This is a genomic window from Legionella gresilensis, from assembly GCF_900639865.1.
GTDB lineage: Bacteria > Pseudomonadota > Gammaproteobacteria > Legionellales > Legionellaceae > Legionella_C > Legionella_C gresilensis.
Window position 1 is genome coordinate 1 of record NZ_CAAAHX010000013.1, and the last position, 18,309, is coordinate 18,309.

Below are 18,309 nucleotides of genomic sequence, written 5' to 3' on the forward strand. Positions count from 1 at the left end.
GCTATTCGTGAAGGCGGCCGAACTGTCGGTGCTGGTGTCGTTGCAAAAATTATTGAGTGAGCAAGATGAGTAACAATCAAAATATTAAAATTCGCTTAAAGTCATTTGATCATCGTTTAATCGATACATCGACTCGCGAAATTGTTGAAACAGCAAAGCGTACAGGGGCTCAAATTAGGGGCCCTATCCCCCTTCCTATTAAAAAGGAAAAATTCACAGTATTGATTTCACCACATGTTAATAAAGATGCGCGTGATCAATACGAATTACGAACCCACAAACGTCTAGTAGTAATCGTACATCCAACTGAGAAAACAGTGGATGCCTTAATGAAACTAGACCTAGCTGCCGGGGTCGATGTTCAGATAAGCCTAGATGATGAATAATCATTACGAGGCAATGGATACTAAAGAGGTATTACTATGACGACATTAGGGTTAATTGGCAGAAAGGTAGGTATGACACGCATTTTTACAGATGCTGGTGTTTCAATACCTGTTTCTGTAATTGAGGTACTACCCAATCGGATTTCCCAGTTAAAAACTTTAGAAAATGATGGCTACATTGCTATTCAGCTAACTGCAGGTGAAAAAAAAGCTAGCCGAGTTAGCAAGCCTCTTGCCGGACATTTTGCAAAAGCACAAATTGAGGCAGGAGATGCGGTAGGTGAATTTATTGTAGAGTCTGCTGATGAGTTTCAAGCAGGACAGGTCATTAATGTTTCAGACGTATTTACAAATGGTCAATTTGTAGATGTCTGTGGAACATCAAAAGGTAAAGGGTTTGCTGGTACTGTAAAGCGTTATAATTTCCGCACTCAAGATGCTACACATGGTAATTCTAGATCACATAGAGTACCTGGTTCCATCGGGCAGAATCAAACGCCTGGTAGAGTGTTTAAAGGTAAAAAGATGGCTGGTCAAATGGGTAATGTCCGTTGCACCACACAAAATTTAGAATTAGTACGAATTGATGCAGAACGTAATTTACTGCTCATAAAAGGTGCAATTCCTGGCTGTCCAGGTTCTAAAGTGCGCGTAACGCCAGCTGTTAAAAAGAAAGCAAGGGGAGAATAATGGAACTTATTACGAAAGATACCAATACTTCCTTAAAAGTGAACGAGCAGATTTTTGATTACAATTATAATGAAGGTCTAATCCATCAAGCAGTTGTAACTTTCATGAATAATGCCCGTAGTGGTAATAGTGCACAAAAAACTCGTGCAGAAGTTAGAGGCGGCGGCAAGAAGCCTTGGAATCAAAAAGGAACAGGTAGAGCACGCGCAGGGACTATTCGTAGCCCTCTATGGCGTAGCGGCGGTGTGACTTTTGCTTCTAAAAAGAGAGATTATAGCCAAAAATTAAATAAAAAAATGTACAAAAGGGCATTACGTAGTATAATCTCTGAACTTTATCGCAATGGTAATCTAATTGTGGTTGATGATTTCCAATGTAATTCACATAAAACTAAAGATTTTATTGCGAAAGTAAGTGAATTTGAACTCACTAATGCATTAATTGTTATGGATGAAATAGGTGAGCAAGAATACTTAGGTTCACGAAATTTAGCTGATTTCGATATTTGTGATGTTATATCTGTAGATCCTGTAAATTTACTACGATTTGAAAAAGTAGTTATGACTAGTGGCGCTGTTAAGCGACTTGAGGAGTTATTACAATGAATGCTGAACACATAATAATGGTTCTGCGTGAGCCCCATACTTCTGAAAAGTCTACAATAATGGCTGAAAAATTTAAGCAATTTACATTTAAAGTATTGCCTACAGCTACTAAGTCAGAGATTAAACAAGCAGTAGAACAGATGTTTAACGTCAAAGTTAAAAGTGTGTCAGTAATAAATGTTCCTGGCAAGCAGAAACGCTTTAGACAATTACAAGGTAAAAGAAGTGATTGGAAAAAAGCTTATGTTTCTCTGCAGGAAAATTATGATATTGACTTTAGCTTGGCAGAATAAGGCAGATTAAGATGGCTCTTTTAAAATCTAAACCCACCTCACCGGGTAAGCGTGGTGAGCTAAAGGTTGTTCATCATAATATTCATAAAGGACAACCACATGCCGCTTTAGTTGAAAAATTAAATAAAACTGGCGGACGTAATAACTATGGTCGTATCACTGTTCGTCATATTGGCGGTGGGACTCGATCTAAATATAGAATTATTGATTTTAAACGTAATAAAGATGGTATTGAAGCTAAAGTTGAACGCTTAGAATACGATCCTAATCGCTCAGCTCTTATTGCTCTTATTGTGTATAATGATGGGGAACGACGTTATATTATTGCTCCCTCTAATTTAGAAGTTGGAGCTGTTGTTGTAAGTGGTGAAGATGCCCCTATTAGTGTAGGTAATTGCCTGCCTCTTCGTAATATTCCTGTTGGTACTACTATCCATTGCGTTGAATTAAAGCCCGGAAAAGGTGCTCAGCTATTACGTAGTGCAGGTTGTAGTGGGCAGATAGTTGCAAAAGAAGGTGTTTATGCCACATTGAAATTACGATCTGGTGAAATGCGCAAGGTGTTAACCTCATGCCGTGCAGTAATCGGTGAAGTTAGCAACAGTGAGCATAGCTTACGTAGCCTTGGAAAAGCTGGTGCAAAACGTTGGCGTGGTATTAGACCGACTGTGCGCGGTGTAGCTATGAATCCAGTTGACCATCCTCATGGAGGGGGCGAGGGAAGGACTTCAGGCGGACGTCATCCTGTAACACCTTGGGGTGTGCCTACTAAAGGGTACAAAACTCGGAGCAATAAGCGAACTGATCGCTTTATTGTAAGACGACGCAAAAAGAAATAATTAGTTAAGAGGATATTAAGGTGCCACGTTCCATAAGAAAAGGTCCATTTATAGATCGACACTTATTAAAGAAAATAGAATTGGCGAATCAAACAAAGTCTAAAAAACCAATTAAAACTTGGTCTAGACGTTCGACAATAATTCCTGAAATGATTGAACATACCATTGCCGTTCATAATGGTAAAGTACATGTTCCTGTCTATATTACTGATAATATGGTCGGTCACAAGTTAGGTGAGTTTGCTATGACTCGAACATTTAAAGGGCATTCTGGTGACAGAAAGGCCAAAGGTAAATAAGAGGTCATGATGGAAGTTACAGCTAAATTAAGTAATGCACCTCTATCTGCCCAAAAGGGCAGATTGATTGCGGATTTAATTCGTGGTCTAAGTGTTTCAAAGGCACTTGATGTATTGCGTTTCACTCCAAAAAAGGGTGCAAAGTATATGTTAAAATTATTAGAGTCAGCGATTGCTAATGCTGAGAATAATAATGGTGCTGATATAGATGAGCTAAAAGTTGGAACTGTCTGTGTGGATGAGGCTGCTACTTTTAAAAGAATTAGTCCACGTGCCAAGGGAAGAGCTAATCGTATTTGCAAACGCAATTGCCACATTTTAATTAAAGTATCTGACGGGGTATAGCACAATGGGACAGAAAGTAAACCCAATAGGTATTCGTTTAGGTATTACTAAAGACTGGAATTCAAAATGGTACGCCAGTAAAACGTTTGCCAAATTATTAAACGAAGATATTAACTTAAGAAAAGATCTTAAGAAAAAATTTATGGGCGCTGCCGTCAGCCGTATCCAAATTGAAAGACCAGCTAATAACGCTGTAGTAACTATTCATAGTGCTAGACCTGGTGTGTTAATTGGTAAAAAAGGTGGCGGTATTGAAGGTCTACGCAGTGAGATCGCGGCTAAGTTAAATGTACCTGTTCATTTAAACATTGAAGAAGTTCGAAAACCAGAACTAGATTCTGTTTTAGTTGCAGAGAGTATTGCTCAGCAATTAGAACAACGAGTAATGTTTAGAAGAGCAATGAAGAGGGCTGTAACTTCGGCTATGAAGGCTGGTGCAAAAGGAATTAAGATTTGCGTTAGTGGCCGTCTTGGAGGAGCTGAAATTGCTCGTAGCGAATGGTATCGTGAAGGCCGTGTACCCTTACATACTTTTCGTGCAGACGTTGATTATGGTACTGCAGAAGCAAAAACAACTTACGGTATTATTGGTGTTAAAGTATGGATCTTTAAAGGTGAAGTGCTGCCACAAAAAAATCGTAACGTTGAAAGCAGTAAATGAATGAGGATTGTTGATCATGTTACAGCCTAAACGTACTAAATATAGAAAACAAATGAAAGGTCGCAATCGCGGTCTAGCATTGACAGGTAATAAAGTCAGTTTCGGTGAGTTTGGTTTAAAAGCTTTGGAACGTGGACGTTTAACTGCTCGCCAAATTGAAGCAGCTCGACGTGCAATGACTCGTCACATTAAACGTGGAGGAAAAATATGGATTCGTGTTTTTCCGGATAAACCAATTACGCAAAAGCCACTTGAAGTTCGTCAAGGTAAAGGTAAAGGAAGCGTTGAATATTGGGTTGCTCAAATTCAACCAGGAAAGGTTTTGTTTGAAATGGAAGGTGTGACTAGAGAATTGGCTATGGAAGCTTTTAATCTAGCGAAAGCAAAATTACCTTTCAAGGTTATCTTTGAAGAGCGGAAGGTGATGTAATGAAAGACAATAGCGAATTAAGAAAGCTTTCTCAAGAGCAATTAAATGAAGAATTACTTGATTTAAGAAAATTACAATTTAAATTAAGAATGAAAAAAGCAAATGGCTTATTAGAAAAAACTCATCCTATTAAAGAGGCGAGGCGAGCCATTGCTAGAGTAAAAACAATTATGACGGAAAAGGTTGGAAAGACTTATGTCGAAAAATAGTGAATCTAGTGCCAGAACGCTGGTTGGAAAAATCGTTAGCGATAAGATGCAAAAAACTATTGTAGTCATGGTCGAGCGTACAGTAAAGCATCCTAAGTACGGCAAAATTATAAAGAAAAGAACTAAATTACATGCCCATGATGAAAATGAGATAGGTAAAATTGGCAATACTGTTAAGATTCGTGAATCAAGACCTCTCTCAAAGACAAAAAGTTGGGTTCTTGTTGAAGTTATTTCTTAATAGGTTGTAACGACTTTTAAAATTCAAAAAGGGCTGATATAATCAGCCACCTTTTTCTGGTCGTATTAAGAACTGGAGTTTATTATGATACAAATGCAGACGGTGCTTGATGTTGCTGATAACAGTGGCGCGCGCAAAGTGATGTGTATCAAAGTGCTAGGGGGATCTCATCGTCGCTATGCACGAGTAGGGGATGTCATCAAAGTTAGTATTAAAGATGCAATTCCGAGAAGTAAAGTAAAAAAGGGTGCAGTCATGAAGGCTGTAGTGGTTAGAACTAGCCAAGGCGTTCGCCGCGATGATGGTTCATTAATTCGCTTTGATGGAAACGCAGCTGTTCTTTTAAATAACCAAAACGAGCCTATCGGTACCCGTATATTTGGTCCAGTAACACGCGAGTTAAGAGAGAAATTTATGAAGATTATCTCTTTAGCCGCAGAAGTATTGTAAAAGGATAAAATTATGAAGCGTATCCGTTCTGGCGATACAGTCATTGTTATCACTGGTAAGAGTAAAGGGCATATTGGCAAAGTAAACCGTGTATTTGGTGACTCAGTGGTTGTTGAAGGCGCCAATTTGGTTAAAAAACATATTAAGCCTAATCCACAGGTCAATGATAAAGGTGGCATTCGCTCTATTGAAGCACCGCTGCATATTTCTAATGTCGCCTTATATAATCCTGCTTCCAAAAAAGCAGATAAAGTAGGTTTTAGAAACATAGAGAAAGATGGCAAAACATACAAAGTTAGATATTACAAGTCTAACGATGAAGTAGTTGACTTAATCTAATTACGTAGGTGGCGGGAAATGGCAAGACTTAAAGAATATTATAATAGCGAAGTAGTTGAAATGATGATGAAGAAGTTCGGCTACAAAAGCGTAATGCAAGTCCCAAAAATTGTTAAAATAACATTGAATATGGGCGTTGGTGAAGCAGTAGGTGATAAAAAGGTTATGAATCATGCTGTTGAAGATATGACTTTGATTGCTGGGCAAAAACCAATTATTACTAAAGCTCGAAAATCATTAGCTGGTTTTAAAATTCGTGAAGGCTGGCCTATTGGTTGTAAAGTTACTTTAAGAAAAAAACAAATGTATGAGTTTTTAGATAGACTTATAAGTATCGCTTTACCACGCGTTCGTGATTTTCGTGGCCTCAGTCCAAAATCTTTTGATGGTACAGGTAACTATAGTATGGGTTTAAGCGAACAAATCGTTTTTCCTGAAATTGATTTTGATAAAACTGATGGAATTAGAGGCTTAGATATTTGCATAACAACTAGTGCTAAAACCAACGAAGAGGCGAAAGCTTTACTAGAGGCATTTAATCTACCTTTAAAAGATAGAGACAAACATTAAAGAAGGGTATTACCGTGGCTAAAAAATCAATGCTCGAACGAGAAAAAAAGCGTGCAAAGCTAGTTGAAAAGTATCTACCAATACGAATCGAATTAAAAAATTTAATCAAAACTTCAAAAGATTTTGATACAATAATGGATGCACAAGAGCGGTTAGCAAAACTGCCTGTTAATTCTAATCCGGTCCGTCATAGCACTCGATGCCAACAATGTGGCCGGCCACACGCCGTATATAAAAAGTTCGGGCTTTGCAGAATTTGCTTACGGCAACAATTAATGAATGGTAATGTTACTGGCGGTCGGAAATCTAGCTGGTAATATCAAGACTATTGGAGAAAAAGAGTGAGTATGCATGATCCTGTAGCTGATATGCTGACCCGAATTCGAAATGGACAGCAGGCGAAACACCAAAGCGTTACTCTTCATTCATCAAAATTGAAAGAAGAAATCGCTCGTGTATTAAAAGAGGAAGGTTACATACTAGATTATAGTATTGAGTCTAGTAAGAATAATATTAAAAGTATTACTATCGATTTAAAATACTACCACGGTAGACCTGTAATAGAGCGGATTGAACGTATAAGTCGTCCTGGCTTAAGAGTTTATAAGCCTTTTAATGAGTTATTAGCTATACCTGGATTTGGAATTGCCATTTTATCAACCTCGAAGGGCGTTATGACTCATGTGGCAGCTAAATCCCAACGGGTTGGTGGCGAAGTACTTTGTGAAATAGCTTAAAGTTTGCGAGGAATGATATGTCAAGAGTAGCAAAGGCCTCAATATCTCTACCAAATAACGTAGGGTTAACTGTAACTAAAGAATTAATGACCGTAAAGGGGCCAAAAGGGGAATTAACTCAAACTTATAATAAGTTAGTTGATATCTCTACTGACGGTTCAAATGTAGTAACATTCAAGCCTGCTTCAAAAGATCCTAAAGGTTGGGCTCATGCTGGTACTGCTAGAGCGTTACTCAATAATATGGTTAAAGGCGTAACTGAAGGTTTTACCATAACTTTGGAACTAGTTGGTGTAGGTTATAGGGCACAATCAAGCGGGAAAACACTTAATTTAAGTTTAGGTTTTTCTCATCCAGTAGAATTTAAGTTGCCTGAAGGGGTAACTGCTGAAACGCCAAATAATACTACTATTAATTTACGTGCTATTGACAAGCAATTGTTAGGTCAAGTTGCTGCTGAAATTCGAGCATTTAGAAAGCCTGAACCTTATAAGGGCAAAGGTATTAAATATGCTGGCGAATATATAGCTCGTAAAGAAGCTAAGAAGAAATAGGGTTTAAAAATGAATAAACGAACTTCTCGTGTTCGACGTGGTATGAAAGCCAAAGCAATACAGCGAAAATGTAATCATCCGCGTCTTGTTGTTTATCGCAGTGCATGCAATATCTATTCGCAGATCGTGATTGGCAGTGAAAAAGGCGATGTTGTTTTAGTTTCTTGTTCAACACTAGATAAAGAATTAAAAACTTCATTAAGTGGCACTAAAGTTGAGCAAGCCCAACAAGTAGGTAAATTACTTGGTGAAAGAGCTAAAGCTAAAGAAATCCTTAATGTAGCTTTCGATCGCTCTGGCTATAGGTATCACGGCCGAGTTAAAGCATTGGCTGATGGTGCGCGTGCAGCTGGTTTGAATTTTTAAAGGAAAAGTAATGGCATTTGATGATTCTAAAGTAAACGAGGGCTACCAAGAGAAATTAGTTTCCGTTACTCGTACAGCAAAAGTTGTAAAGGGTGGTCGCGTTTTTGGCTTTGCTGTTTTAGTTGTAATTGGTGATGGCAAAGGTAAGGTTGGTTTTGGTCGCGGAAAAGCGCGTGAAGTGCCAATAGCAATTCAAAAAGCTATGGAGCAAGCACGCAAGAACATGACTTATATTCCATTAGCCGGAAATACTATTCATCACGAAATTACTTGGAATTATGGTGCTTCAAAAGTATTTATGAAGCCAGCTAGTGAAGGTACAGGTATTATTGCTGGCGGTGCTATGCGTGCTGTTTTAGAAGTTTTAGGCGTGCAAAATATTTTAGCTAAAAGTATTGGTTCAACTAATCCTAGTAATATTGTAAGAGCTACTATTGGAGCCTTAACTAATATTGGCACTCCTGACTATGTTGCAGCGAAACGCGGAAAGTCAATTGAACAAATAATGGCAGATCAGCATGAGTAAAAATATTAAAATTACTTTAGTTAAAAGTATTATTGGTCGTAAGCCTAAGCACATTCAAATTGTTAAACAGCTTGGCTTAGGTAAATTAAATAGTTCTGTCATTCATGCAGATAACCCTTGTATTCGTGGGTTAGTGAATGCAGTTGAATATTTATTGAAAGTCGAGGAGTGCGCTTAAATGAACTTAAATTCACTTTCTCCTGATTACGGTTCACGCACAGCGAAACGTCGTGTTGGTCGCGGGATTGGATCAGGCTTAGGTAAAACTAGTGGACGAGGTCATAAAGGTCAGAAAGCAAGAGCAGGTGGCTTTCACAAAATAAACTTTGAAGGCGGTCAAATGCCTATTCAACGTCGTCTGCCTAAAATGGGTTTTAAATCCCGCAATGGTAAGCTAATTGATGAAGTTACTTTATCTGAACTCGCTAAGTTAGATGCTGATACGATTGACATCAATACTTTAAGAGAATTTGGTTTAATTAATAAACTCATTAAAGATGTCAAAATTATATTATCTGGCGAGATAACTAAACCTTTAAAGATTAAAGGTCTTCGTGCAACGAAGGGTGCACGTGCAGCAATCGAGCAAGCAGGTGGAAGCGTAGAAGATTAATATGAATAACAAAAAACAATTAACTAGCCAAACAAAAGGTGGATTAGCCGAATTAAAAGCTCGGCTCTTATTTGTAGTTCTTGGTATTCTCGTGTATCGATTAGGTGCGCATATTCCTGTTCCTGGGTTAGATCCACAAAAATTAGCTAACTTTTTTGGCGAACAGCAGAATACTATCTTTGGCTTATTTAATATGTTTTCAGGTGGCGCATTATCTCGAGTTACTGTTTTTGCAATTGGGATAATGCCATATATTTCAGCTTCTATTATCATCCAACTTTTTTCTGTTGTTTCTCCTAAGCTTGAGCAATTAAAAAAAGAAGGTGAATCTGGACGGCGAAAAATAAATCAATATACTCGCTATTTAACTTTAGTGTTATCCATTTTTCAATCTTTAGGTATGGCACGCTGGTTAGCTGGTCAAAATATTGCGTTACATGCTGACATTTTTTTCTATTTTACAGCAGTAGTTACCCTAGCTACTGGTACTATGTTTTTGATGTGGCTTGGTGAACAAATTACTGAGAAAGGCGTAGGTAACGGAATTTCATTGATTATTTTTTCAGGAATAGTTTCCAGTATGCCTAACGCACTTGCTTCCATTTTTCAGCAAGTTCGTGAAGGACAAATGCAAGCACTTACTTTAATTCTGATAGGTTTGATAGTTATCGTTGTTACAGGTTTTGTTGTCTTTATGGAAAGAGCGCAAAGACGTATTCGTGTAAATTATGCTCAGCGTACCCACGGTAGAAAAGTTTATGCTGCGCAATCTAGTCATCTACCATTAAAAATAAACATGTCTGGTGTTATTCCACCGATTTTTGCTTCTAGCATTATTTTATTGCCTGCTACTTTGGCGCAATTTTTTGCTAAAGGTAAAGGTATGGATTGGCTTGCTGATATTGGTATGGCTCTTTCACCTGGACAACCTCTTTATTTAATAGTTTATGCTATTGCTATTTTGTTTTTTGCTTTTTTCTATGCTGCTCTTGTTTTTAATCCCAAAGACACAGCAGATAATTTAAAGAAGTCCGGCGCTTATATTCCTGGTATTCGTCCTGGTGAGCAAACAACACGTTATATCGATTCTGTTATGACCCGTTTAACGTTAATTGGTGCTATCTATTTAGTTTTAGTATGCTTGTTACCGCAAATTCTAATGTATACCTGGCACGTTCCCTTTTATTTTGGCGGGACTTCACTTTTAATCATTGTTGTTGTAATTATGGATTTTGTTGCGCAAGTACAAGCGCACTTAATGACACAGCAATATGATTCTTTGATGAAAAAGGCCAATTTTAGAGGCACAAAATTGCCTGGTCTTTTATAAATAAATTTTTTGGAGTTATCGATGAAAGTTAGAGCATCAGTCAAGCGCCTATGCCGAAATTGTAAAATTATCAAGCGAAATGGAATTATTCGTGTTATTTGTAAGGATGCAAGGCATAAACAAAAGCAAGGTTAATTATTGCTTGATTTTGTATCAATAAAATAGTATTCTTCTGTCCCTTTCTGGCAGAGCAAAATAACGTACGGAGAGATTAATGGCTCGTATTGCAGGTGTAAATATACCAGATAATAAACATATTGTTATTGCATTAACGTCAATTTATGGTATTGGTAAAACAACTTCAAAAAAATTATGCCAAATTGTGGGGGTTGATCCTGCCACTAAAGTTTCTCAAATTTCTGAGGACTTACTTGAGGCATTACGTGCTGAAATTGCAAAAATGACAATCGAAGGTGATTTACGCCGTGTTGTTACGATGAATATTAAGCGTCTAATGGACTTAGGTTGTTATCGAGGCTTACGTCACCGTCGAGGGCTTCCTTTACGCGGTCAACGTACCAAAACTAATGCGCGTACTCGTAAAGGTCGTCGCAAAGGCGTAAGTAAATAATTATTTTAGGAAATTGAGATGGCTACAGCTAAAGCAAAGCAACAAAAGACCAGAAAAAAAGTTAAACGTGTCGTTTCTGATGGTATTGTGCATGTACATGCTTCTTTTAATAACACTATTGTTACTTTTACAGATCGTCAAGGCAATGCCCTGTGTTGGGCAACTTCCGGCGGATCTGGATTTCGTGGTTCTAGAAAAAGTACCCCGTATGCCGCACAGGTAGCTACTGAACGCGCCTCAGCAGTTGCTAAAGAATTTGGTATGAAATCTGTGGCTGTATTTGTTCACGGGCCTGGACCTGGACGCGAATCAACTATTCGTGAGTTAATATCTCAAGATTTCAAAATTGTTGAAATTACCGATGTTACAGGCATACCTCATAATGGTTGCAAGCCCCCTAAAAAACGTCGCGTTTAAAGATTCAGGAGTGATTAATGGCTAGATATCTTGGTCCCAAGTGTAAACAATCTCGTAGAGAGGGCATTGATCTTCTTACAAAAAGTGCAGTGCGAGATTTTAAATCTAAATGTAAAGCAGATAAATTACCAGGTCAACATGGTGGTTCTAAACCACGTTTAAGTGATTATGGTCTTCAATTACGAGAAAAGCAGAAATTACGTCGCTATTATGGTGTTTTAGAAAAACAATTTCGTAATTACTATAAAGCTGCTGCTCGTAAAAAAGGTTCTACTGGTGAGAACTTGATGGTTTTACTTGAAAGTCGTTTGGATAACGTTGTATATCGTATGGGATTTGCTAGCACACGAGCTGAAGCAAGACAACTTGTTAGTCATAAAGCAATTTTAGTTAATGATCAAGTGGTTAATATTCCATCGTATCTTGTTAAGCCTGGTGATGTTATTGCTATTCGTCAACGAGCTAAAGAGCAAGGTCGTATTAAAGCAGCTATTGCTTTATCTGAGCAAAGAGCACCCTGCGATTGGTTAACAGTCGATTCTAATTCGTTAAAAGGTACATTTGCTTCTGCTCCTAGTATCAATGACTTGTCGTCTGATTTTAACGTCAATTTAGTTGTAGAACTTTACTCTAAGTAAGATCTGGAGACATTGTCTAATGTATGAAATTAATGAAATGCTGACACCTACTGTACTTAAAGTACAGGCGAACACTAAACATCATTCTCGTATTGTACTTGAACCTTTAGAGCGTGGATATGGTCATACTTTAGGAAATGCATTACGAAGAATTCTTCTATCATCAATGCCAGGCTGGGCAATTACTGAAGTAGCAATTGATGGTGTCTTGCATGAGTATAGTACAATAGAGGGCGTTCGTGAGGATGTAGTTGACATACTCTTAAATTTAAAACAAGTTGCAATTAAAATTGCTGCTGGCCGTGAAGCAACTCTTACTTTAAATAAAGTTGGTCCTTGTGTTGTTACTGCCGGTGATATTGAGTTATCAGCTGATCAAGAAATTGTTAATCCTGATCATGTGATTGCCACATTAAACGAAAATGGCAAACTTAATATGACAATGAAAGTAGAACGTGGAATTGGTTTTCACACAACTGATTATGCTAGTTCTATTTTTGAAGAAGAAACTACCCAGAAATCTGTTGGTAAGCTTAAACTTGATAATAGCTTTTCACCTGTGGTCAAAGTTGCTTATTTTGTTGATAGTGCGCGTGTTGAAAATCGAACTGATTTAGATAAATTAACTATTGATTTATTCACTAATGGCACTTTAGATCCTGAAGAAGCTATTAGGATTTCTGCCTCTATTCTACAACGACAGCTACATGCTTTTGTTGATATGCAATTTGAAGAGTCTCGTACTGATAACAAAGAGCGTAATGATTTTGACCCAATTTTATTAAGACCAGTTGATGATTTAGAGCTTACAGTTCGTTCAGCTAACTGTCTAAAAGCCGAAAATATCTATTATATTGGTGATTTAGTACAAAAAACTGAAAATGAATTGTTAAAGACGCCTAATTTAGGTAAGAAGTCACTTACAGAAATTAAAGACGTGCTTGCTTCTCGCTCATTGTCTTTAGGTATGAAACTTGAAAATTGGCCTCCAGCTAATCTAGGCGATTAATATTAGGAGTTTAAGATGCGTCACCGTAATGCCGGCCGAAATTTTAGCCGAACTAGTAGCCATCGTAAAGCGATGTTTTCAAATATGTGCTGCTCTTTAATTGAACATGAATTAATTAAAACTACGCTTCCCAAAGCAAAAGAACTACGTCGTTATTTAGAGCCCTTAATTACTGTTAGTAAAAAAGATTCAGTTGCCTCTAGAAGACATGTTTTTGATAAATTACGCTCTAAAAGTGCGGTTGGTAAATTATTTACCGTCCTTGGTCCTCGTTTTTCTGAAAGACCAGGCGGCTATTTGCGTATTTTAAAGTGTGGATTCCGCCCTGGTGATAATGCACCAATGGCTGTCGTTGAACTTGTTGATCGTCCTGTTACCACTGATGAGGACAATAACGAATAACGTTCAGATACTTTTAAATGGACAAAAGCTTTCATAATAAAAGCCCACAATATAGGGCTTTTATTTTTTTATTTAACTGCATTTTTATCATACATTTTATAAGTGAAATTAGAGAATTTATGATTCCAGCTGAGGCTGTTAAACGCTTGAGATTTCTATACCTTTATAGGTAAACTCAATTTTCTAACTCATTCCCGTTGCAAGACTATTATCATCACTACTTTCTTCAAATAAATTACTCAGTGCCTCATTCATTAATGTAATTAACATACCTTTTTGAAATGAAAAATCTCTTTCAAAGGTAACATGAGAATTACTTAAAGGTAGAACTTGATTAGGAAATTCTGCAGAATATATATAAGCTCGATAATTGTTGTAATCAAAAATAACATGTTTTGCCAACAACGCATCATCTAATACACTGGCATGAGCGTGATAATTATCGAAATAACTAGCAGTAATTTTTATATTCAAGCTTGATAAATAATTTGATATAGCCTCGAAAAGGCTTTTATCACCCCCAATTAAGATAGCTTCATAAGAATCTAAGGACAGCCTATTTGCACTTATGTGTGTTAGTATTTCCTGAAAGTCATTATGAAATAGATTTCTTGATTCCCCATAATTCACGCTATTAAAATGACCCAAAAAATAGATAGGGTTAGACCTTGAAAAGAGAATAAAGACACAGCAAGTAAACTCATTATGGGTTGCTGCATTAGAACCATTTAAAATCTTGTATTCTGGAAATTTAACTACTTCTTGATTTGTGATTGATAGTAGTTTCTCTTGCCATTGACATTTCTTAAAAGCACGAAGGTCTAGGTTCGCTACTCTATCATTTGGATAAAAAAAATTGAACATAAATTATGCAAGGTGGTGAATTAGTTACCTATTATAAAGTAAAATTATTAAAATAATCTTAAATGACGTTTTGCGAACGATAAAGTTATTTTTAAGCTCATTTAAAGACGTGCTTTTTTTTATTAAAAAAATTATACTTCTTGCTTATCTATTTGCCTTTACCTGTAAGTGAAATTAATATGTCAGCAAGCTTTAAATGGGCCTTAATTGATATTGAAACAACAGGCTTACATGTTAAGCAAGATAAAATTATTGAAATAGCGGTAATCATTTTAACTGAAAAAGGTGTAGAAGCAACTTGGCATAGTTTAATTAATCCTGAGCGATCTATTCCTGAGCAAATTATTAAGTTAACTGGAATAGATAATAATTTAGTACAATATGCTCCAACTTTTGAATTAATTGCCGAGGAACTAATAATACTTTTGCAAGGTTGTATTTTAGTAGCGCATAACGCTCGCTTTGATTATAGTTTTTTGAAAAATGCTTTTAAAGAATGTAATATCTCTTTTCAAATTCCTGTTTTATGTTCAATAAAATTATTAAAAAATTTCTATCCTGCTTTTAAGAGTTACAAACTAATCGCAGTAGCAGAAGCTTTTTGCCTTGCTAGAGAGATTATTCACCGAGCACAAGAGGATGTTAATTTATTACGAAAAGTAATTGAGCATTTGATTCAAGAGTTTTCTTTAATAGAGGTATTGAACAAAGCAAAAAAGGTTTATCAGCAATCGAGTATTCCTTCAACTTTAATAACTGATTGCAATGCCTTTCCGGACACACCAGGCGTTTATATATTTTATGGAAATGAGAGAACTTTACCCTTATATATAGGTAAAAGTATTGCACTTAGACAAAGAATATTATCTCATTTTCAAGCCGATCATGCTCACGCAAAAGAGTTTGTTTTAGCACAACAAGTTAAATATATCGAAATTATTCCTACAGCAGGCGAGTTAAGTGCTTTACTTTTGGAGTCAGCGCTGATTAAAGAGAAAATGCCATTATATAATCGACGCTTACGAAAAAAGAAAAGCCTAGTTACTATTCGAGCTACCGAAATAGATGGTTACATAACATTAACGGCTTTACGAACCACAGTCGAAGATGAAGATACAATGTTACAAAATAATTTATATGGTGCTTTTAGAAGTATAAATGCAGCTAAAAATTTGATGCTATATTGGGTGAAGGAGTTTGGGCTTTGCTCTAAGCTTTGTAATCTTGAACAAACAAAACATGCTTGTTTTGCTTACCAGTTAAAAAAGTGCCAAGGCGCTTGCATACATGAGGAGCCTTATGAAGTTTATAACAGGCGTGTTGAAGAAGTGTTAAAGCAATATAAACGAGAAATTTGGCCCTATAGGGGCAGTATCGCTATTAAAGAGGAAGATAAAGGCAATAAAATGACGCAATATTTAGTTTTTGATCAATGGCATTATCTAGGCTCAGTAAGCAGCGAAGCAGAACTAGCTAATTTGAAAATGAGCAAGAAACAATTAGCAGATACTTTCGATGATTACAAAATATTAATAACCTTTCTTAAAAATAAACACAAGCAGCTAAACATTTTAGAATTAAGCGACACCTAAAAGTTGTTTTAGATCCCCATCATTAATAATCTGATTAAATGGCTTAGTAATAAATTTACAGTTAGATGATAGTTCAAGAAAACGCCTTTGTAATTCCAAATTTTTTATCGGATTAATAACAATAATCTCTTTTTTTGCTATATCAGATTTAGATAATACTGCTTTAATATGAACATCAGATTCAGGAAGAGAGTAGCCAATAAAAACTATCTTTTTCGCTAGTCGAATCTCAGAGCTAGCTTCATTTAGCATTTGACTAATAATAGGGTGCATAAGATTTTTATTATAGGAAGGTGGAATAATTAAACTTTTCAATTCATTTCCATCTAGTGAACAAAAATTTGTATTTGTTTCCTCTAACAAATCCGTCGTACTAGGGCTACTTGCAAACTCATTCTCTTTTTCCCACGCTCTTAATATTAATTGATTACAACAATTACAATATTTCCAATTTAAGCTACCATGTAATTTAATATATTTTATTCTTAAAGGGTAGTTTGCTGAGGTTGATAGAATGGGCTTTTGTGGATTTACCCACCAGTCAGAGGGATGAAGGTATTCGAAATTATAATTTGCTAAAGGGTAGCAATAATCTAAATAACAATTAAGCGGGTATAAAACGGGAAATGCATCTTCAGCTAAGGTATCATAGTTAACTGTTATAATAGATATGTTTTGTTGAAACATATAAATCTGTTTCCAAAATTCTTTTAAAACGATACTTTTTTTTCGGGCGCTTGCTCCAATAATATAATAGATTAATTTAATTAAACTTTCTCTTAAGTAGACTATATGTTCTAACGTATATAAACCACTTAAACTTTCGCCCCGCATAATAAAATACTCAATGAAGCCAAAAATTTGTTCTAAATTTGGAAAGGAATCTTTATTTAAATCACAGATAAAGTAAGTTTTAATAAAGTCAGTGACAATTTTATAGAGGTTAGATTTTTCGTAATGATCATTTCTAAAGTTAAATAAGAGAGGAATAATATTTTTTTGTAGTGGCGCTCCATCAGCAATAGACGCTCCAGCGCCTAAAAAAAATACTGTATCGCGTATCATAGGGTATTCGTGGTAAACATTACGATTAAAAAAAGCGGTCTTCTTTGTAAGATTAGAATGGGATTGAGAAATATTAAGGGCCTGTTTATATAGGTCAGAGAGTGATTTACCCTCTTTATTGTGCCAGACTACCCAACCATTTATAGGACGAGCATCACCTATGGTAAGTAAGTATTGAATAGCAGCGAAGCTCGGATTTAAATAGGCTGTCCCTACTAATAACCCTTTAGTCGTTACTTTGGCTTCAAATCTGTAAGTTTTATTATTTTTAGCTAAATACTCAAAGAATAATGTTTCATGTAAATGAATTAGCTTGTTTTTCAATAATAATTGATAGATAGAGAACGCTTCTGACTTTTTCGCTCGCATAAGAACAATCATTATTTAAATTATATAATTTAGTGTAACAAACTTTATAAGTTAATTCTGCTTAAGATATGTTTAACAATATTTTCATGTCCAAAGCCATAATATTTGCTAGAAATAAATTATTTCACTGAAAGGTTAGATTAACCAAGAAACTAGATGTTAGTTTGAGTAGCCTAATGACCTTATAAATTTAGTAAGATTTAGTAATGAAAAAATTTTTGCCTATACTTATAAGGAGGTAGGTCGAGCCAATATTTAATTCGGCATGGGAAATTTAAAGCGACAAAATTGTTGTCCAGCGGCCGACCTAAGCCTTCTAATAAATATATTCTCAAATTAAGCAAGCCTAAAATAACGTCTGTAGTTTGCTAATGACGTTATGTTAAACGTTAATTTAAAATGGAATATCATCATCTAATTCTGCAAAAGCGTCTTCTGCTGGATTTTTACGATTAGTTGACTGTGATTGGTAAGAGGGTTGCTGCTGCTGCGGAGGAGCTGATTGTGTATCATCAAACCCAGCTGCGCCACCTACCTTGCTATCAAGCATTTGTACATCTGTAGCAACTATTTCAGTTGTATAGCGGTCTTGTCCTTGTTGATCTTGCCATTTGCGAGTACGAAGGCTACCTTCAATATATAATTTGGATCCTTTACGTACATATTCGCCAGCAATTTCTCCTAAACGATTAAAGCAAACAACACGGTGCCACTCAGTTCGCTCTTGCTTATCACCACTTTGTTTATCCTTCCAAGTTTCACTGGTAGCTATCGATAAAGTAGCAACAGCATTACCATTAGGCATGTAACGGACTTCGGGATCACTCCCAACGTTACCTATTAAGATGACCTTATTAATTCCACGAGCCATTAAATTCTCCTGCTTGCGAGATAGTTAG

32 protein-coding genes are annotated in these 18,309 nt (G+C 36.2%); 29 read left to right on the top strand and 3 right to left on the bottom strand.

Annotated features, from left to right (window positions below; translation table 11 throughout):
- The first annotated feature begins 65 nt into the window (after positions 1-65).
- The 28 genes from rpsJ (at position 66) to rplQ (ending at position 13,520) form a co-directional block, all read left to right on the top strand.
- Positions 66-386, top strand: a complete 321-nt coding sequence (gene rpsJ, locus E1P04_RS13970) for a 30S ribosomal protein S10 (protein ID WP_115329912.1) — start codon at positions 66-68, stop codon at positions 384-386.
- A gap of 36 nt (positions 387-422) precedes the next feature.
- The gene (gene rplC, locus E1P04_RS13975; RefSeq protein ID WP_131783527.1) at positions 423-1,076 is read left to right on the top strand and encodes a 50S ribosomal protein L3; all 654 of its coding nucleotides are present in this window, start codon (positions 423-425) and stop codon (positions 1,074-1,076) included.
- Positions 1,076-1,681, top strand: coding sequence for a 50S ribosomal protein L4 (gene rplD, locus E1P04_RS13980; protein WP_115329916.1), 606 nt, complete (start codon positions 1,076-1,078; stop codon positions 1,679-1,681). Before rplC ends, rplD begins: the two co-directional genes overlap by 1 nt.
- The gene (gene rplW / locus E1P04_RS13985) at positions 1,678-1,974 is read left to right on the top strand and encodes a 50S ribosomal protein L23 (protein ID WP_131783528.1); all 297 of its coding nucleotides are present in this window, start codon (positions 1,678-1,680) and stop codon (positions 1,972-1,974) included. Before rplD ends, rplW begins: the two co-directional genes overlap by 4 nt.
- A gap of 11 nt (positions 1,975-1,985) precedes the next feature.
- Positions 1,986-2,813: a 50S ribosomal protein L2 gene (gene rplB / locus E1P04_RS13990; RefSeq protein ID WP_131783529.1), complete on the top strand. Its 828-nt coding sequence runs from the start codon at positions 1,986-1,988 to the stop codon at positions 2,811-2,813.
- A gap of 20 nt (positions 2,814-2,833) precedes the next feature.
- Positions 2,834-3,112 carry a 30S ribosomal protein S19 gene (gene rpsS / locus E1P04_RS13995; protein WP_115329923.1) on the top strand — a complete coding sequence of 93 codons (279 nt, stop codon included), beginning with the start codon at positions 2,834-2,836 and terminating at the stop codon, positions 3,110-3,112.
- Between the two features lie 9 nt (positions 3,113-3,121).
- Positions 3,122-3,457, top strand: a complete 336-nt coding sequence (gene rplV / locus E1P04_RS14000; RefSeq protein ID WP_115329925.1) for a 50S ribosomal protein L22 — start codon at positions 3,122-3,124, stop codon at positions 3,455-3,457.
- A gap of 4 nt (positions 3,458-3,461) precedes the next feature.
- Positions 3,462-4,118, top strand: a complete 657-nt coding sequence (gene rpsC, locus E1P04_RS14005; RefSeq protein WP_131783530.1) for a 30S ribosomal protein S3 — start codon at positions 3,462-3,464, stop codon at positions 4,116-4,118.
- A 16-nt stretch (positions 4,119-4,134) separates the two neighbouring features.
- On the top strand, positions 4,135-4,548 hold the full coding sequence (gene rplP / locus E1P04_RS14010; protein WP_115301548.1) for a 50S ribosomal protein L16: 414 nt from the start codon (positions 4,135-4,137) through the stop codon (positions 4,546-4,548).
- Positions 4,548-4,757 (top strand): 50S ribosomal protein L29, encoded by a 210-nt coding sequence (rpmC, locus tag E1P04_RS14015; RefSeq protein ID WP_131783531.1) that lies wholly within the window; start codon positions 4,548-4,550, stop codon positions 4,755-4,757. Before rplP ends, rpmC begins: the two co-directional genes overlap by 1 nt.
- Positions 4,744-4,998 carry a 30S ribosomal protein S17 gene (gene rpsQ, locus E1P04_RS14020; RefSeq protein WP_115329933.1) on the top strand — a complete coding sequence of 85 codons (255 nt, stop codon included), beginning with the start codon at positions 4,744-4,746 and terminating at the stop codon, positions 4,996-4,998. Before rpmC ends, rpsQ begins: the two co-directional genes overlap by 14 nt.
- Before the next feature lie 84 nt (positions 4,999-5,082).
- Entirely contained in the window at positions 5,083-5,448 is a 366-nt protein-coding gene (gene rplN / locus E1P04_RS14025) for a 50S ribosomal protein L14 (protein WP_115329935.1), read from the top strand.
- 12 nt (positions 5,449-5,460) lie between these two features.
- Positions 5,461-5,787, top strand: a complete 327-nt coding sequence (gene rplX, locus E1P04_RS14030) for a 50S ribosomal protein L24 (protein ID WP_131783532.1) — start codon at positions 5,461-5,463, stop codon at positions 5,785-5,787.
- Positions 5,788-5,805: 18 nt separating this feature from the next.
- On the top strand, positions 5,806-6,357 hold the full coding sequence (gene rplE / locus E1P04_RS14035; RefSeq protein WP_115329939.1) for a 50S ribosomal protein L5: 552 nt from the start codon (positions 5,806-5,808) through the stop codon (positions 6,355-6,357).
- Positions 6,358-6,371: 14 nt separating this feature from the next.
- Positions 6,372-6,674: a 30S ribosomal protein S14 gene (gene rpsN / locus E1P04_RS14040; RefSeq protein WP_131783533.1), complete on the top strand. Its 303-nt coding sequence runs from the start codon at positions 6,372-6,374 to the stop codon at positions 6,672-6,674.
- Positions 6,675-6,704: 30 nt separating this feature from the next.
- Positions 6,705-7,094, top strand: coding sequence for a 30S ribosomal protein S8 (gene rpsH / locus E1P04_RS14045; RefSeq protein WP_207386034.1), 390 nt, complete (start codon positions 6,705-6,707; stop codon positions 7,092-7,094).
- A 17-nt stretch (positions 7,095-7,111) separates the two neighbouring features.
- Positions 7,112-7,648, top strand: coding sequence for a 50S ribosomal protein L6 (gene rplF / locus E1P04_RS14050; protein WP_131783535.1), 537 nt, complete (start codon positions 7,112-7,114; stop codon positions 7,646-7,648).
- Between the two features lie 9 nt (positions 7,649-7,657).
- On the top strand, positions 7,658-8,014 hold the full coding sequence (gene rplR / locus E1P04_RS14055) for a 50S ribosomal protein L18 (RefSeq protein ID WP_131783536.1): 357 nt from the start codon (positions 7,658-7,660) through the stop codon (positions 8,012-8,014).
- Between the two features lie 10 nt (positions 8,015-8,024).
- Complete coding sequence (rpsE, locus tag E1P04_RS14060) at positions 8,025-8,540, top strand: 30S ribosomal protein S5 (RefSeq protein WP_131783537.1); 516 nt, start codon at positions 8,025-8,027, stop codon at positions 8,538-8,540.
- Positions 8,533-8,718 carry a 50S ribosomal protein L30 gene (rpmD, locus tag E1P04_RS14065; protein ID WP_115329951.1) on the top strand — a complete coding sequence of 62 codons (186 nt, stop codon included), beginning with the start codon at positions 8,533-8,535 and terminating at the stop codon, positions 8,716-8,718. Before rpsE ends, rpmD begins: the two co-directional genes overlap by 8 nt.
- A complete protein-coding gene (gene rplO / locus E1P04_RS14070; protein ID WP_131783538.1) occupies positions 8,719-9,153 on the top strand; it encodes a 50S ribosomal protein L15 in 435 nt (144 codons plus the stop codon).
- Position 9,154: 1 nt separating this feature from the next.
- The gene (gene secY / locus E1P04_RS14075) at positions 9,155-10,483 is read left to right on the top strand and encodes a preprotein translocase subunit SecY (protein ID WP_165482794.1); all 1,329 of its coding nucleotides are present in this window, start codon (positions 9,155-9,157) and stop codon (positions 10,481-10,483) included.
- Between the two features lie 21 nt (positions 10,484-10,504).
- Positions 10,505-10,618, top strand: a complete 114-nt coding sequence (gene rpmJ / locus E1P04_RS14080) for a 50S ribosomal protein L36 (RefSeq protein WP_115329957.1) — start codon at positions 10,505-10,507, stop codon at positions 10,616-10,618.
- A 79-nt stretch (positions 10,619-10,697) separates the two neighbouring features.
- Entirely contained in the window at positions 10,698-11,054 is a 357-nt protein-coding gene (gene rpsM, locus E1P04_RS14085) for a 30S ribosomal protein S13 (RefSeq protein WP_131783540.1), read from the top strand.
- Between the two features lie 18 nt (positions 11,055-11,072).
- The gene (gene rpsK / locus E1P04_RS14090) at positions 11,073-11,471 is read left to right on the top strand and encodes a 30S ribosomal protein S11 (RefSeq protein ID WP_115329961.1); all 399 of its coding nucleotides are present in this window, start codon (positions 11,073-11,075) and stop codon (positions 11,469-11,471) included.
- Between the two features lie 17 nt (positions 11,472-11,488).
- Entirely contained in the window at positions 11,489-12,109 is a 621-nt protein-coding gene (gene rpsD / locus E1P04_RS14095) for a 30S ribosomal protein S4 (protein ID WP_131783541.1), read from the top strand.
- A 19-nt stretch (positions 12,110-12,128) separates the two neighbouring features.
- Positions 12,129-13,118 (top strand): DNA-directed RNA polymerase subunit alpha, encoded by a 990-nt coding sequence (locus E1P04_RS14100; protein ID WP_131783542.1) that lies wholly within the window; start codon positions 12,129-12,131, stop codon positions 13,116-13,118.
- A 15-nt stretch (positions 13,119-13,133) separates the two neighbouring features.
- The gene (gene rplQ / locus E1P04_RS14105) at positions 13,134-13,520 is read left to right on the top strand and encodes a 50S ribosomal protein L17 (protein WP_131783543.1); all 387 of its coding nucleotides are present in this window, start codon (positions 13,134-13,136) and stop codon (positions 13,518-13,520) included.
- A gap of 183 nt (positions 13,521-13,703) precedes the next feature.
- On the opposite strand, the gene E1P04_RS14110 is transcribed toward rplQ, so the two are convergent.
- Positions 13,704-14,384, bottom strand: a complete 681-nt coding sequence (locus E1P04_RS14110; protein ID WP_131783544.1) for a hypothetical protein — start codon at positions 14,382-14,384, stop codon at positions 13,704-13,706.
- A 179-nt stretch (positions 14,385-14,563) separates the two neighbouring features.
- On the opposite strand from E1P04_RS14110, the gene E1P04_RS14115 reads away from it, so the two are divergent.
- Positions 14,564-15,976: a 3'-5' exonuclease family protein gene (locus E1P04_RS14115; RefSeq protein ID WP_131783545.1), complete on the top strand. Its 1,413-nt coding sequence runs from the start codon at positions 14,564-14,566 to the stop codon at positions 15,974-15,976.
- Here the strand turns inward: E1P04_RS14115 and E1P04_RS14120 are convergent.
- Together E1P04_RS14120 and ssb are read right to left on the bottom strand one after the other, a co-directional pair.
- Positions 15,962-17,410 (bottom strand): SIR2 family protein, encoded by a 1,449-nt coding sequence (locus tag E1P04_RS14120; RefSeq protein WP_165482795.1) that lies wholly within the window; start codon positions 17,408-17,410, stop codon positions 15,962-15,964. The genes E1P04_RS14115 and E1P04_RS14120 overlap by 15 nt on opposite strands.
- Positions 17,411-17,804: 394 nt before the next feature.
- Positions 17,805-18,281, bottom strand: coding sequence for a single-stranded DNA-binding protein (gene ssb, locus E1P04_RS14125; RefSeq protein ID WP_131783547.1), 477 nt, complete (start codon positions 18,279-18,281; stop codon positions 17,805-17,807).
- Positions 18,282-18,309 lie beyond the last annotated feature (28 nt).